Source organism: Mesorhizobium sp. WSM4837 (genome assembly GCF_055811435.1).
The window spans coordinates 39,457-54,296 of the sequence record NZ_JBVVQE010000010.1; the positions used below are offsets into that span (position 1 = coordinate 39,457).

Sequence of the window (14,840 nt, forward strand, 5' to 3'; positions counted from 1 at the left end):
ACCTAGGGGTGAAAGTCTGACGCTTGGTGCCGGTGGACGGCAAGAACCGACCCGTTGACGACCTTGGGCGTTGCAGACTTGAACCTCCAAATCGAGGTCGGGAACCTGACCTTCAGCGCAAGAGCATTCGGGAGTGCGCTCGCGTAAGGTAATTCACCACATTTGGCGGCACCCGCAGATGCTTTTTCGTGTTATGATGGGCTTGCAGCGCGCGTAATCTCGACCTCGGCAATATGGCAGAGGTCGAAAGCTATTGCCTTGGCACAGGAAGCTTTCGCCCCAGCACTTGATCGCCTCCGAAACGCTGGGTGTGCTGCTTTCCCTGACTGACCCCGGGGCGAGGAGGTTGTCCATGTCCACGAGTAGTGTTGACCGCCCGCTGCAGCCGGGCGACGGGGCACCGAATGTTGTGCTCAATGCGATCTCACGCGAAGGCAAGATCGCGCTCGATGATTTTCGAGGCCGAAGCCCGTTGTTGATCGGTTTGTTCCGAGGCCTGCACTGTCCGTTCTGCCGGCGCCATGTCGCGGCGATGGCGCAACTCAAGCCGGCCCTGCGTGAGAAAGGCGTCGAATGCCTGGCTGTGGTCAATACGCCGGTCGAGCGGGCGCGGCTCTATTTCCGTTACCACCCGGCACCCGATCTTCTCGCCGCATCCGACCCGGAGCGAGCCTCGCACCGTGCTTTCGGCTTGCGCGAGGTCGGGATGGACACGGTCATGGCGATACCGTTCCATCTCCCGGGCGAGTTGCCCGAGCCTATGGACGTCATGGCAATGAATGAATTTCTTAACAAGAAGGAAGGATATGAGATTACGGAAGTCGATCAGCAGGCGATGGCTTCCAGCCAGGCGCAGCTTGTCGGTCAGTTCCTAATCGACCGGGCGGGCATCGTACGCTGGAACTTCACTGAAGTTCTGGAGGATGGCCTCAACACCTTCAGAGCGCCGAATCCCGAGGAATTGATGTCGGCAGCTTCCCAAGTTGCACATTAATAGGCTGCGGAAATGGGCTGCTGAAAACTCGCTCGACGGCCACCGTCCTGTGGTGATTCTTTGGATTTAACAATCATCGAAATGCTCAGCGCGGGAGGCTAAGGTCTGCCCGTGGGCTTCGTAGCGATTTCGATTCAACGGTCTGCGGACCGCCCCGACGCTAGAGTGAGCAAGCCGCTTAGGCGGGGCGACGTCCGCTCCTTGCCGCAATGCAATCACGTCGTTCCGACAGGCGCGCATACGGCAAGTTTCCACCCTGAGCTGCCCTACGCGTCGGGTAGCAAGCGTCAGGCTTTCAGCACTAGGCGCCGCCTCCGGCGGCTTACCGCCGCGATGCGACCGCGGTGGTCGGCGCGATCGTTGGCGAATGGATCGGGTCCGACAAGGTCTTGGCGACGATCGTCGACGCGGCCTTCAACTATTGGTTCGACCGGCTCGACGCCGCTATCGTGCTCTCATCGCTGTTGTCGTTCGGGTTCTTCATGACGGTCGTCGCCGCCGAGCGATGGTCCGTTCGATATTTTTGACCGGTTGGCTCCCGGGGATGGCCGCTTGGCGTCGCGCAGCGGACTTTGCTGTATCGCGCAGGCGAGGGCTGGCCTTCCCTGCGTCGGCCTGTAGTATGACAGTGCTTGCAGGGGAGGAGCTCGAGCGTGGGGTTGGGTCGGAATTTCCGCCGTTGGGGGACGCAGGCCTTCATCGCCGTCATGGTGCTTTCGCCGCATGCGTCGTCGGCCGACACCATTACGCCTGACCGGATCGCGGCAGCCCTGTCTAAGCTCGAGGCGCTCGCCGAAGGCGTCGTCGAGGATGGTGGGGTGCCTGGTCTCGCCATCGGCGTCGTCCATGACGACAAGGTGGTCTTCCTCAAGGGGTTCGGGCGTCGCGAGGCCGGTAAGCCGGAGACCGTCGACGCCGATACGGTGTTCCAGATCGCCTCGCTCTCCAAGCCGGTCTCGGCAACGATAGTGGCGGCGCTGGTCAGCGGGGGCATCGTTTCCTGGGACGCGAAAATCGTCGATCTCGATCCGGCCTTCCGGCTGTCCGAGCCCTATCCGACCAGTGAACTCACGGTCCGCGACCTGTTTTCGCACCGCAGCGGACTTCCCGGCACCGCCGGAGACGACCTCGAGGACATTGGCTACGATCGCGCCGAGATCCTGCGTCGCCTGCGGTTCGTGTCGCCATCGTCGAGCTTTCGCGCCGGCTATTCCTACAGCAATTTCGGACTGACCGAGGGTGCCGTCGCGGCCGCGAAGCCGACAGGCAAGTCCTGGGAAGAGGTCGCCGAGGAGAAACTCTACCGGCCGCTTAAAATGGTTTCGACCAGCTCCCGTCATGCGGACTTCATCAAGCATGCCAATCGCGCTGCGCTCCACGTCAAGATCGACGGCGTCTGGGCCGCGAAGGTAAAGCGCGATCCGGATGCGCAGGCGCCGGCGGGCGGCGTCAGCTCCACGGCACGCGATCTCTCGCAATGGGTGCGCCTCGTGCTCGGCAACGGAGTCTATGCCGGCGAGACCCTCATTAAGGCCGATGCGCTGGACCAGACGCATGTGCCGCTGATGGCGCGCGGCAAGAACCCCGTCTCCGGCGGCGAGTCCTTCTACGGTCTCGGCTGGAATATCGAATTCGGCCGTCACGGCCTGAGCTGGGGCCATGCCGGCGCGTTCAGCGTCGGCGCCCGTACCCTGGTGACACTCTTTCCGGAGAAGAAGCTTGGCATCGTCATCGTCGCCAACGCCTTTTCGACAGGCGTGCCGGAAGGTCTATCCGACAGCTTCGCCGATCTCGTCTTCGACGGAACGGTCGAGAAGGACTGGATCAAGGCATGGGATGATATCTATGCGAGCCTGTTCGGCCCGGCGGTCGCGGCGGCCAAGGCCACCTATGCCGCGCCACCGTCTCCGGCAAGTCCGGCCCGGCCAGCCAGTGCCTATGCAGGCCGTTACTTCAACGATTTCATCGGCGATGCGGTCGTGTCGACTGCGGGGGACGCTCTTGCGCTCAAGGTCGGGCCAGCCGGCGCCCGGTCCTATTCGTTGAAGCATTTCGACGGCGACCTTTTCCTGACCTTCCCGGACGCCGAGACGCCGGACAGGCCCTCGGCCGTAGGCTTCGACATCGGCCCCGACGGCAAGGCGTCGGCCATGACCATAGAGTTTCTCGACGATAACAATCTCGGCACACTGAAGCGCTTCGGTGATTAGTTCCCCTGCGCCTTCGTCATCCTGGGGCGGAGCAAGGAGCGAAGCGACGCGGCGCAGACCCTGGGATCCATTCCGTTACATAAGCCGAAGAATGCTGCGGCTCAGAATAAAAGCGCTCTGTAGCGATCCTTCGCGCCCCCCTCGCGCTGTACCTCCGCGATCAAAGGTTCTGCACCGCAGCAGCGCTCCGAGGTAAGATTGTGCCAGTTATCCCCCCGCCAGCCGCGGCAGCAGAAATATCTCGGCGCCTTGTGGCAATTCCTTCGACCAGGTGTCGCGATAGATGACGCCGTCGATAGCGACTGCGATGCCGCGGTCGATGTAGGGCTCGAAGCCGGGATACTGCTCAGCCAGCTTCCTGAACAGCTCCCGAATATCCTTCGCCTCGATCTCGACCTTGCTCTTGCCTCCGGCGAGCGCGCCGAGGGATCCCCAGAGCGTTACTTCGACCATCGGCCTCCCCGTTCCGCCTCGATCGCCGCGAGAATCCGCGGCGGCGACATCGGGATATGCGTCATCCGCACGCCCGCGGCGTTCGACACCGCATTGGCGATCGCCGCCAGCGGCGGCACGATCGAGGTTTCGCCGACGCCCCGCACCCCGTAAGGGTGGTTGGGATTGGGGATCTCGAGGATCTGCGTGTCGATCATCGGCAGGTCGGAGCAGACCGGGATGCGGTAGTCGAGAAAGCCGGGGTTCTGCAGCCGCCCGTCCTTGCCGTAGACGTACTCTTCGTTGAGCGCCCAGCCGATGCCTTGCGCGGCACCCCCCTGGTACTGCCCCTCGACATAGGTCGGGTGCACCGCCTTGCCGGCATCCTGCACGACCGTGTAGCGCAGCACCCTCGTGGCGCCGGTCTCCGGATCGACCTCGATATCGCAGATATGGGTGGCGAAGGAGACGCCGGCGCCATCGGCGACGAGCTCGCTGTGGCCGGCGATCGGCCCGCCGGTCTTTCCTGACCCGGCCGCGATCTCCTTCAGAGACAGCGCCGCAAGGTTGCCGTACTTCTCGCCTTTGGCGATGGCGTGGCCGTTTTCCCAGAGCACGTCGTCGACGGGAACATCCCACATCTGCGCGGCGCGTTCCCGCAGGATCTTGATGGCGTTGCGGGCGGCCGAGATCGTCGCCATCGAGGAGGAGAAGGTACCGCGGCTGCCGTCCGTCATGTCGTTGTAGCCGAGGCTGGAGGTGTCGGCGACCACCGCCTTGATCTGCTCATAGGCGATGCCGAGTTCCTCCGCCGCCACCAGCGACAGCGACGCGCGGGAACCACCCACATCGACCGTGCCGACGGCAAGCGAGACCGAGCCGTCCATGCCGATGTTGAGGTCGGTGCAGGTCTGGCCGCCGAAGTTGAACCAGAAGCCGCAAGCCATGCCGCGGCCCTGGTTCTTGCCCAGCGGCGCCTGCATGTGCGGATGGTTCTTCGCCGCCTCCAGCGTCGGGCCGATGCCGATCGGGCCGTAAACCGGGCCGTAGGACGATCGGGTGCCTTCCTGGGCGGCGTTCCTGATCCGGAACTCGACCGGATCCATGCCGATCTCCTTGGCCAGCTCGTCGACGGCACTTTCCACTGCAAACGCCGCCATCGGCGCCGATGGCGCGCGATAGGCCGCCGTCTTTGGCCGGTTGACCAGCACTTCGTAGCCGACCGTCCTGACGTTAGCGAGATTGTAGCAGGCGAACGCGGTCATGGCGCCGAGCTCGGCCCACATGCCGGCATAGGGGCCGCAGGAATAGCGCAGCGTCGCCTCGGCCGCGGTGATCGTGCCGTCCTTGCGGGCGCCGATCCTGACGTCGATCGAGGTGGCACTGGTCGGCCCGGAGGCGCGGAACACCTCGTCGCGCGTCATCACCAGCTTGACCGGCCGGCCGGCCTTGCGCGAGAGCGCCAGCGCCACCGGCTCGGCCCAGACGTGGGTCTTGCCGCCGAAACCGCCGCCGATTTCCGACGAGGTGACGCGCAGCTTGGAGGCTTCCATGCCAAGCAGCTGAGCGCAGTGCTGGCGGTAGACGAAATGGCCTTGCGTGCAGACCCAGAGGTCGGCGGTGCCGTCGGGACTGACGCTCGCCACGCAGGCATGCGGCTCGATATAGCCCTGGTGCGTCTGCTCGGTCTTGAAGGAGCGTTCGACGACGTAATCGGCCTGGCCAAATCCCTCATGGATGTCGCCATGGCCGTACTGGCTGCGTTTGGTGACGTTGGACGGCTTGACGGGCTTTTGCTCAAGGCCCTCGGTGAAGATGGTGTCGTCGAGCACGGGCGCCGAGTGCTTCATCGCCTCGTCGACATCGGTCACGTGCGGCAGCACTTCATAGTCGACCTCGATCAGCTTCAGCGCCTGCCTTGCCGTGCGGGCGTCGACCGCGGCGACCGCGGCCACCGCATGGCCGTCATAGAGCGCCTTCTTGCGCGCCATGCAGTTGTCGAGGATGTCGTACATGGCGGCATCGCCGTCGGTGAGGTCGGGCAGGTCGGCCGCGGTGATCACCGCCTTCACGCCGTTGAGCTTCTCCGCCTTCGAGGTGTCGATCTTCCTGATCGTGGCGTGCGCGTGCGGGCTTCTCAGGACACGCCCGACCAACTGGCCGGCCATGTTGAAATCCGCGCCATAGCGCGCGCGGCCCGTTACCTTGTCAACGCCGTCGGGGCGGATGGGACGCGTGCCGACGGAGGCGAAATTGCGTCCGGAATAGCGCGGATCGAAGTTCATCGTCAGGCTCCCTTCATCACGCTTGCGGCGTCCTGAACGGCGCGCACGATCTTGTCATAGCCGGTGCAGCGGCAGAGGTTCCCGGCGAGGCCGAAGCGGATTTCCTCCTCGGTCGGGTCGGGGTTCTTGGCCAGCAGGTCTTTCGCCGCGATCAGGAAGCCCGGCGTGCAGACGCCGCATTGCAGCGCTGCGTGTTCGAGGAACTTCTGCTGCAGCGGATGCAGCCTGTCGCCGTGCGCCATGCCCTCGATGGTTTCGACGCGCCGGCCCTCGGTCTCCGCGCCAAGCACCAGGCACGAGCATACCAGCCGGTCGTCGAGGATGATGCTGCAGGCGCCGCAGTCGCCGGTGCCGCAGCCTTCCTTGGCGCCGGTCAGCCCGAGGCGGTCGCGCAGCACGTCGAGCAGCGTCTCGTCCGGCTGGCAAAGGTACTCGACATTGTCGCCGTTGATTGTCGTTGAAACTGCTACACCAGCCATCACTTGCCTCCTGCACGCGCATAGGCGGTCGTGGCGGCCCGCCTGGCCAGCACACCCGCAACTTTTCTTCTGAACTCGACGGTGCCCCGCTTGTCGTCGATGGGGCGGCAGGCCCCCGAGCAGACCTTGGCGAGCCGCTCAAGTGCTGCTTCGTCCAGCTTCCTGCCGATGAGGGCCTCGGCCGCCTCTTCCACCAGCAGCACCGTCGGTGCCGCTGCGCCCAGCGCCACGCGGGCCGATTTGACGACGCCTTGCTCATCGAGCGTCAGGTTCACCCCGGCGCTGACCACGGCGATATCCATCTCCGTGCGTGGAATGAAACGCAGATAGGCATCGCCGGAGCGCGGCGCCCGCCTGTCGAGCAGGATCGCCTCGATGATTTCTCCCTTGGCGAGCGACGTCTTGCCAGGCCCGGTGGGGACTGCCTCCACCGCGACCGTGCGCCTGCCTCCTGGCCCGACAATCGATGCCCTGGCGCCGGCGGCCACCAGCGCCGGCACGCTGTCGGCGGCCGGCGAGGCGTTGCAAAGATTGCCGACGATCGTGCAGCGTCCCTGCACCTGTTTGGAGCCGATCAGCTTGGCCGCTTCGACGACGCCCGGCCATTCCCTGTTCAAGACCGCGCTCTCTCCCATCAGGGCGCAGGGGACCGCGGCACCGATGCTGAAGCCCTCCGCCGTTTCCCCGATCTCGCCCAGTCCGTCGATCGACTTGATGTCGACGATAAGGTCGGGCTCGATAAAGCCGCCTTTCATTCTCACCAGGAGGTCGCTGCCTCCGGCGAGAATGGCGGCGGTGCCGGGCGAGCCGGCCAACTGGCCAACGGCATCTTCCATTGAAAGCGGACGTATGTAGCGCATCGTCTCCCCTTGATCATCGCAATTCTGTCGGCCTGTTATAGAGCCTTGGATTGGAATGGTCATCCGGTTCTGCATGAGCAGCGATTAGGCCAGGCGCGTCCGCGTTCAGGGCGCCGGGTTGAACTGGAGCAATTTGAAACAATCGCCGCTTCCCGACTTCAACTGCGTCAGGAAACGTTTCGACCGATCGATCCATTCCTGGTGCGACCTGGCTTCGGCCTCGATCTCGTCGACCGGTCCAAGCTTGACGAAGCTGCGCCCCTTGCTGAAAAGCCAGCACGCACGGCCGAGAAGTCTTCGGCTGCGCTGGCGCAAGAGGTCGGCATCATAAAAGATGTCGAGCACCTCCTGCTTGATTTTTGCCTGTTTTTCAGGATTTGCGATCGCAACCGCGATCGAGTCTCCGCCGATCGCATCCTGCAGGTCCTTGTAGTCGAGGGCGAGCTGAGTGGTGGCATATTTGATCTCGCTCTCATCCCGGACGATGTTGAACCACAGCGCGGGATCGAGCTCGTTGACGACGAACGATGCCTCGAAGTCGCGCGATAGGTTCAGGATCTCGAACCCTTGAACCTCAACATCGCGCTCAACCAAAAGGATCTCGGCGACCTGCTTGCCGACTTCCGCCCCGTGCGCGCTGATCGCGGCGTTGGTTCCACCGAGTTCCGGACTGATATAGGGTCCGCCATCATCCAGCAGCGCATCGAATTCGCTGAGGTATTCGACGACGGCCGCCCCGCGAGCAATGCGCGCGGCCAGTTTGGCGAGAACCAGCTGGAGCTCGGTTTCGCGTTTGCGCTGCTCCTGATAATTCTGCTGAAAAAAGAAGATGAACAGGGAAACGCCAATTCCGATCAGGATCACGCCGAGTTGGGAAAAGATGTTGCGATAATACTCCAGCAGCTTTTCACGATGGCGCATGTCGTGGCGCACGCTGTGCGCCACACGAGCATTGACGATCAGCGAAAGGATCAGCAGCCCGGCACCGACCAGGATGAGGCCGCCGATGAGGAAATAGCCTTGCCCTGAACTGAAATCCATTCTTTTGCCGCGTCCTGAAGCCCGAGACCGCGCAGACTAATCCCATTCCGTTTCAACGCCTACGGGCGCCCCCAAAAGCGTGCGCTCGCCTAATACTTTAGTTGTAATCTGCCGCGTGTTTGATATCGTGACAGTGGGAGGAATTCAGATGGCCGTGGAGTGCAAATCCGCGCCCTATATGGGCGTCTTCTCAACCATTGAACTGGATCTTTTGAGGGGTGTGGTGCGGGAAACTTTGCGGTCCGGCGAAGCGGAGCTCGACAACGAGGACGCCGAAAGGATCGCGCGTGTGGTCATCGCAACCTACAAGGACGGCGCCTCGGGCCGCGAGGAATTGCTTGAAGCCGCCCGGATTGCCGCCAGGCGCTGCGCCCTCGACCATTTTTACGATCGAGCGGTCGGCTTGTTCGCATAGGATTTCGCATCTGCAGGCCGGCCGGCAGCGACGCTTTCAGGCTTAGGACCACATCTTCTGTGCAAATGCTCTACGCAGAAAGGCCCAGCCTGAACTTGTCCGTATCTTTCATCCTGCCTCGCCTCGCAGCCAGGTGGTTCGTCAGCCGATTTTCTTCGATCGGTTGTGACAGGAAAAACCCCTGAGCGCTGTGACAACGCTCGGCGATCAGGAAATCGAGCTGCGCTTCGTTTTCCACCCCCTCTGCCAGAACGGTCAAGCCAAGGGAATTGGCCAGTGCTATAATGCCTCGAACGACGTTCTGTTTTTTCTTCGACGCTTCCAGACCGCTCAAGAACGATCGGTCGATCTTCAGCCGATCGAGGTTGAAATCGGCAAGGTAGCCGAAACTTGAATAGCCGGATCCAAAATCGTCGAGTGCCAGACCGACGCCGATATTTCGAATTTCCGTCAGCATGTTCAAGGCGTTTCGGCTGTTCTGGATAAGCACCCCCTCGGTTATTTCCAGTTGCAGGCGCGACGGCGGCAGTCCTGTTTGTTGCAGCACCAGAACAAGGTGGGCGAAGTACGCATCGTTCTGAAGGCTTTTGCCCGAAAGATTGACCGAGCAAACGAGATCATCGGCAGATAGTGGCGCCCATCGAGCTGCCTGCAGGCAAGCCTTGCTCAGCACAACCTTGTCGACTTCAAGTATCAGGTCGCTTCGTTCGGCAATTGGAATGAATGACATCGGCAGACGAATCGCTCCCGAAGCGGGGTCGCGCCAGCGCACCAGCGCCTCGGCGCCGATCATGCGGCCGGTTGCCAGCTCGAACTGCGGTTGCCAAACCAGAAAGAACTCGTCGCAGTTAAGCGCACGCTTGATCCCGGCCTCTTCGCCGAGCTGCATATCGAACTGATTGAGGATTGCAGGCGAGAACGTCACGAAGCCAGAACGTCCTTCCGCTTTGGCGACATAAAGAGCGCTGTCTGCGTTGCGCAACAGGGTGGAAATATCCGAACCATGTTCGGGGAAACACGCCATGCCGATACTGGCTCCCATCCGCACGTGGTGGCCCGCGAGTTCGGCAAACCGGTTCAATTGCTCGCGAAGCCGATCGCCGAGCGCATCGGCTGCCGCGTGCCGGTCCCCGATCGCCATGACGGCAAACTCGTCGCCGCCCAGACGGATGGCGACAACTTCGTCGGGCCGTTCGACCGATTGCAGGATTTCGGCGACGGCTTTCAGCAGGAGATCACCGATGTGATGACCGAACGTATCGTTCACGCTCTTGAAATGATCCAAATCTATCAGGAAAAGGCGGAGCTGCTTGCCGGCCAGCCTTGCCCGGTCCAGCATCACGTCCCTGTTGGCTGACATCCAGGCACGGTTCTTCAGTTCCGTCGTCGCGTCGCGCCAGGCCAGAAACTCCAGTTTCCTTATCGTTTCCCGACGGCCGATAAGCAATACGGCAGTTCCGATCGCCAGCAGCGACAAGACCGCCAGAGCGAATGCAATCTGGTAGTTGAATTTCTTCAGGCTTTTTTCCGCCGAATAGAGATCCACGTTGATCTCATCTCCATATTTGTAATATTCGTCGTTCATCCTCGCTACGAGATGCTCGAGCTCCAACCCCATTTCCTTCAAAATCTTTTCGTCGAGAGGCAGCCCGGCCGCAATCATGGCATCAAGCCGTGTCACCGCGTCAACGATACGCGGAACGATACTTGCGTAGGCGGGAATCTCGCTTGCCGTCCCGGTGCCGTCGATCCGCTTGAAGCGGATGTAGACCAGGTCGTTCGCCGCTGATAACTGCTCAAGGCTGTCTGCAGAGCCGGGGGCGGCCTTGGCGAGCGATGTCATGTCCTTGAGGTGAGTTACATCGCGTATTGCAATATGGAACTCGCGGATGGCGAAAAAGCCGAACCGCGGCAGCGAATATTCGATCTTGCTGAGGCTGAGAAACAGTACGGTGATCAGGACCGCAGAGCTGGCTGCTGCAGCCGCGATGGCGGTCCCGTAGGTGACGGGAACGCGCCAGCCTTCAAAGCGTGCCATTCGAGCCACGCCGGAGCTCGATCAGCCGCCAGGCTCGAGCGTCTTGATCAGCCAGACCCACCGTGGTTTGTGGACTGGCGTGTCGAAGGCCGGGTGGTCGTTGAGCGGATAGACCAGCCGGGTCGGACCTTGCGTGCGCCGGGTCAGCAATTTTCCATTCTGGCGGGTGGCAAGCAGGAGAGGACCTTCCGTCCAATCCTGGCGCGGAATTATCTGCACATATTCGTCCACCGCCCGCAGAACAACGGAATCCTCGCCTTCCAATCCAACGAGCTTGAGCACGTCGCGGAACAGGACGCCTTCAAATGTCAGCTGCCCTTTTTCAAATGGACTTGCGGTGGTGACCCGGTAGAGACCGAGCTTTTCCAGCTGTCGCAACGTGACTGGGACCGACTTGCCGTTGTTCTGAACATTGAAGGCCACAGTGTCTGGCGATTCCGGGAGATCAACGGGCTCCAACGCCCCGGCCGGCAAGATGCAAAAGGCCAGGACTGCCAGCATGATCAGACTGCGCTTGAGCGATGAACGTCCGGTGTTGAGCAAGGATGACATGCGCAATCCTTTTCTTCTCGATGGGCCAGCACCCAGCCGTCGCCTGACTTTCATTCGGGCGGGTTCAACATTGCCATGAATGTCTGATTTTTCCGTTAGCCCTGTTCGGCCAACGAACGGTTGATTGGCGCGCAGCGGCGACCTGCCGATCTCCGCTCGTGGCGGAGATGGCCGGCATGAAGGATCGCGGCCTCATTCCAGCTTGGGTTCCTCGCCCCCACGAAGTGGTCCATTGTTGTGGGGCGAGATGCCTGCCAGGGCAGAGGGGGTTGAAGGATCGCCGGCCTTCGAGCTCACGTCTTCTCGCCGGTCGGCCTGATGAAATGGCCGAGCAAATCCATCGGCACCGGAAACACCACCGTCGACGAGCGTTCACCGGCGATGTCATGGAGCGCCTCGAAATAGCGCAGCTGCATGGCCTGCGGGGTCTCGGACAGCATCTTGCCGGCCTCGACGAGTTTTGCCGCCGCCTGCTGTTCGCCGTCGGCATTGATCACTTTCGCACGCCGCAGCCGTTCGGCCTCGGCCTGCTTGGCGATGGCGCGGACCATGTTCTCGTTGAGGTCGACATGCTTGATCTCGACATCGGAGACCTTGATGCCCCAGGCATCGGTCCGCTGATCGAGGATCTCCTGGATATCGCTGTTGAGCTTGTCGCGTTCGGCCAGCATTTCATCGAGTTCATGCTTGCCGAGCACCGAGCGCAACGTGGTCTGTGCGAGCTGGTTGGTGGCGGTCATGAAGTCCTCGACCTGGATCACCGCCCGCTCGGCGTCGACGATACGAAAATACAGCACTGCGTTGACCTTCACCGAGACGTTGTCGCGCGAGATCACGTCCTGCGGCGGCACGTCCTGGACCACCACTCGCAGGTCGACCTTCACCATCTGCTGCACGAAAGGGATGAGGATGATCAGGCCGGGCCCCTTGACCCCGGTGAAGCGGCCGAGCGTGAAGACCACACCGCGCTGATATTCCCTCAGGATGCGAATGGCCGCGGACAGGAACATGACCACGACGAGCGCTGCCACCAGATAGGCCACATATCCGAGCATCATTGCCTTGCTCCATCGCTTCGCACATTGCGGCGCCGTATCGTCAGCACGAGACCCCTGACATCAGCCACCTCGACGCTGTCGCCCACCGCAATGGGTTCGTCGGCTTTCGCCCGCCAGCGCTCACCCCGGGCCAGCACGTGTCCCTCGCTGCCCTGCCAGTCGAGGACCTTGGCCGGCAGCCCTTGCATGGCCTGGGCGCCAACACGCGGAACGTTCTTGCGGGCCGCCCACAGACAGCTGCCGGTCAGCAGCGCCAGGCCGAGCGTCAGGATGGCGGCGGTGCCGATGACGGCCCACGACATCTCGAAGCCGGGACCTTCGATCCTGAGCAGCATGGCAGCGCCCAGCAGAAACGCAGCCACGCCTCCCAGCCCAAGCACCACTGTGGGATTAAAGACCTCGACGACGAGGAAGATGATGCCAAGCAGCATCAGGGCAAGGCCGGCATAGCTGATCGGCAGGAGATTGAGCGCATAGAGCCCGAGCAGCAGGCAGATCGTGCCGATCACGCCTGGCGCGACCGCGCCCGGGCTGGTGAACTCGAAGACGAGGCCATAAACGCCGATCAGCATCAGGATGACGGCGATGTTCGGGTCGGTGATGACGGCGAGAAGCCGGATGAGCCAGCCAGGCTCGAGCGTTTCAACCGGCAGCCTTTTGGTCGCCAGCACCTTTTTCCTGCCGGCGATCTCGACCGTCCGGCCGTCGGCCAGCTGAAGCAGTTCGGTCGTGTCGCGGGCGACAAAGTCGATCACATTTTCCTGCAGTGCCGCGCTGGCCGACAGGCTGGCCGCCTCGCGCACCGCCTTTTCACCCCAATCGGCATTGCGCCCGCGCAGTTCGGCCAGGCTGCGGATCAAGGCAACCGCGTCGTTCGTCGCCTTGGCGATCATCGCATTGCCCGCCGGTGGATTCTTCGGGTCCTTGCCGGCTTCCGGGCCATTGTTCTTGTCGTCGCCGGGAAAGGATGGCATCGGCCCGCCCATCTCGATGGGCGTTGCCGCGCCCAGATTGGTGCCGGGCGCCATCGCCGCCACATGGGTTGCGTAGAGGATGTAGGTTCCGGCGCTCGCCGCATGCCCCCCGGCGGGCGCGACATAGCCGATGACGGGAACCGGGGAGGCGAGGATGTCGGCGATGATCTCACGCATGCTGGTGACCAACCCGCCCGGCGTGTTCATCTGCAGGATGAAAACCTCGGCGTTCCGTTCTGCGGCCACCGCCAGCGCTTCCTCGAACTGCATGGCGCTCGCCGGACCGATGGCGCCGTCTATCTCGATGCGCAGCGCAGTCCTCCCTTGGCCGTTTGCTTCTCCTGTTGCTGCGGAAGAAGAACAAACAGCCACAGCGGCTACAAAAGCCGCGGCAATCAGGGCTACACGCGCGAGTTTCACGCTCAAAGCTCCCTATCAGGGATATGGGCTCGATTTTGCCAAAATCCATGCTGCGTCGCGGCGGTGAAGCTGATCCATGGCAACCTTGCGTTGTGCCTAAACCGGTTGGCAGGAAACGGGTGGTTTGTGTGCGCTGCTTCACCCATCTGATGGCAGAAGCCGATGAAGCCAGAGGAGCAGAGCTATGACCATGCACACGGTTCCAGCAGCAGCGGTCCGATCGGCGGAAGCGCGCGTCGCCGGATATGACTGGCAGGCACTGGCCGAGGAGATGAGCTTCTATGGCTGCGCGGTGATGGAAAAGCTGCTGACACCAGAAGAATGCCGGGAGATCGCCGGGCTGTATCCCGACGAAAGCCATTTCCGCAGCCATGTCCACATGGCGCGGCACGGCTTCGGCAAGGGCGAGTACCGCTATTTCCGCTATCCCTTGCCCGAGCTGATCGGCGGCTTGCGCACCGCGCTCTATCCGCGCCTTGCCGCCGTCGCCAACGACTGGAACGAACGCATGGGCGTCGCGCAGCGCTACCCGGACGAACACGCCGCGTTCCTCAAGCAATGCCACGAGCAGGGCCAGACGCGGCCGACGCCGCTCCTGCTGCAATATGGTCCCGGCGACTTCAACTGCCTGCATCAGGATCTCTACGGCGAGCTTGCGTTCCCGCTGCAGGTGGCAATCCTGCTGTCCGAACCGGATAAGGATTTCACCGGCGGCGAGTTCGTGCTGACCGAACAGCGCCCGCGCATGCAGAGCCGCGCCGAGGTGGTGCCGCTGCGCCAGGGCGACGCAGTCGCCTTCGCGGTCCACAATCGTCCGGTCCAGGGCAGCAAAGGCAGCTACCGCGTCAATCTCAGGCACGGCGTCAGCCGGATTCGCTCCGGCCTGCGCCATACCGTCGGCATTATCTTCCACGACGCGAAATAGGGCTGTCCCTGCGTGGAGGCGACCAGCAACTTCGTGCCAAGGGGATCAGTTGTCGGAGTCGGCGCCGCCCCTCATCGCCCTGCCGGGCACTTCTCCCCGTGTGACGGGGAGAAGGGACTGGTCGCACCGTGGCGGATATTCTGCAACGCTGGTGATT

The 14,840-nt window shown here is 62.5% G+C and carries 14 protein-coding genes; 5 read left to right on the forward strand and 9 right to left on the reverse strand.

The annotated features are described in order from the left end of the window. Window positions 1–352 precede the first annotated feature (352 nt). From AC0L3D_RS07960 to AC0L3D_RS07970, 3 genes are all read left to right on the forward strand, one after another. Window positions 353–994: a peroxiredoxin-like family protein gene (locus AC0L3D_RS07960; protein ID WP_473643883.1), complete on the forward strand. Its 642-nt coding sequence runs from the start codon at window positions 353–355 to the stop codon at window positions 992–994. A gap of 344 nt (window positions 995–1,338) precedes the next feature. After that, the gene (locus AC0L3D_RS07965) at window positions 1,339–1,521 is read left to right on the forward strand and encodes a hypothetical protein (protein WP_287284381.1); all 183 of its coding nucleotides are present in this window, start codon (window positions 1,339–1,341) and stop codon (window positions 1,519–1,521) included. Between the two features lie 126 nt (window positions 1,522–1,647). After that, window positions 1,648–3,204: a serine hydrolase gene (locus tag AC0L3D_RS07970; RefSeq protein WP_473643803.1), complete on the forward strand. Its 1,557-nt coding sequence runs from the start codon at window positions 1,648–1,650 to the stop codon at window positions 3,202–3,204. A 207-nt stretch (window positions 3,205–3,411) separates the two neighbouring features. Here AC0L3D_RS07970 and AC0L3D_RS07975 read toward each other — a convergent pair whose 3' ends face one another. The 5 genes from AC0L3D_RS07975 to AC0L3D_RS07995 form a co-directional block, all read right to left on the reverse strand. Continuing rightward, entirely contained in the window at window positions 3,412–3,657 is a 246-nt protein-coding gene (locus tag AC0L3D_RS07975) for a MoaD/ThiS family protein (RefSeq protein WP_473643804.1), read from the reverse strand. Further along, entirely contained in the window at window positions 3,645–5,921 is a 2,277-nt protein-coding gene (locus AC0L3D_RS07980) for a xanthine dehydrogenase family protein molybdopterin-binding subunit (protein ID WP_023799103.1), read from the reverse strand. The genes AC0L3D_RS07975 and AC0L3D_RS07980 overlap by 13 nt, the downstream gene beginning before the upstream one ends. 2 nt (window positions 5,922–5,923) lie before the next feature. Next, complete coding sequence (locus AC0L3D_RS07985) at window positions 5,924–6,400, reverse strand: (2Fe-2S)-binding protein (protein WP_128173039.1); 477 nt, start codon at window positions 6,398–6,400, stop codon at window positions 5,924–5,926. Further along, complete coding sequence (locus AC0L3D_RS07990) at window positions 6,400–7,260, reverse strand: FAD binding domain-containing protein (protein WP_473643806.1); 861 nt, start codon at window positions 7,258–7,260, stop codon at window positions 6,400–6,402. The genes AC0L3D_RS07985 and AC0L3D_RS07990 overlap by 1 nt, the downstream gene beginning before the upstream one ends. A gap of 105 nt (window positions 7,261–7,365) precedes the next feature. Beyond that, window positions 7,366–8,301, reverse strand: coding sequence for a hypothetical protein (locus AC0L3D_RS07995; RefSeq protein ID WP_023799100.1), 936 nt, complete (start codon window positions 8,299–8,301; stop codon window positions 7,366–7,368). 148 nt (window positions 8,302–8,449) lie between these two features. On the opposite strand from AC0L3D_RS07995, the gene AC0L3D_RS08000 reads away from it, so the two are divergent. After that, window positions 8,450–8,716: a hypothetical protein gene (locus AC0L3D_RS08000; protein ID WP_023799099.1), complete on the forward strand. Its 267-nt coding sequence runs from the start codon at window positions 8,450–8,452 to the stop codon at window positions 8,714–8,716. A gap of 70 nt (window positions 8,717–8,786) precedes the next feature. Here AC0L3D_RS08000 and AC0L3D_RS08005 read toward each other — a convergent pair whose 3' ends face one another. From AC0L3D_RS08005 to AC0L3D_RS08020, 4 genes are all read right to left on the reverse strand, one after another. Then, complete coding sequence (locus tag AC0L3D_RS08005; protein ID WP_473629794.1) at window positions 8,787–10,754, reverse strand: putative bifunctional diguanylate cyclase/phosphodiesterase; 1,968 nt, start codon at window positions 10,752–10,754, stop codon at window positions 8,787–8,789. A 21-nt stretch (window positions 10,755–10,775) separates the two neighbouring features. Then, on the reverse strand, window positions 10,776–11,306 hold the full coding sequence (locus AC0L3D_RS08010; protein ID WP_419693942.1) for a putative pterin-binding protein: 531 nt from the start codon (window positions 11,304–11,306) through the stop codon (window positions 10,776–10,778). A gap of 293 nt (window positions 11,307–11,599) precedes the next feature. After that, on the reverse strand, window positions 11,600–12,364 hold the full coding sequence (locus tag AC0L3D_RS08015; protein ID WP_023799095.1) for a slipin family protein: 765 nt from the start codon (window positions 12,362–12,364) through the stop codon (window positions 11,600–11,602). Continuing rightward, the gene (locus AC0L3D_RS08020; protein WP_473629792.1) at window positions 12,361–13,758 is read right to left on the reverse strand and encodes an NfeD family protein; all 1,398 of its coding nucleotides are present in this window, start codon (window positions 13,756–13,758) and stop codon (window positions 12,361–12,363) included. The genes AC0L3D_RS08015 and AC0L3D_RS08020 overlap by 4 nt, the downstream gene beginning before the upstream one ends. A gap of 184 nt (window positions 13,759–13,942) precedes the next feature. On the opposite strand from AC0L3D_RS08020, the gene AC0L3D_RS08025 reads away from it, so the two are divergent. Further along, window positions 13,943–14,683 carry a 2OG-Fe(II) oxygenase gene (locus AC0L3D_RS08025; protein ID WP_473524574.1) on the forward strand — a complete coding sequence of 247 codons (741 nt, stop codon included), beginning with the start codon at window positions 13,943–13,945 and terminating at the stop codon, window positions 14,681–14,683. The last annotated feature ends 157 nt before the right edge of the window (window positions 14,684–14,840 follow it).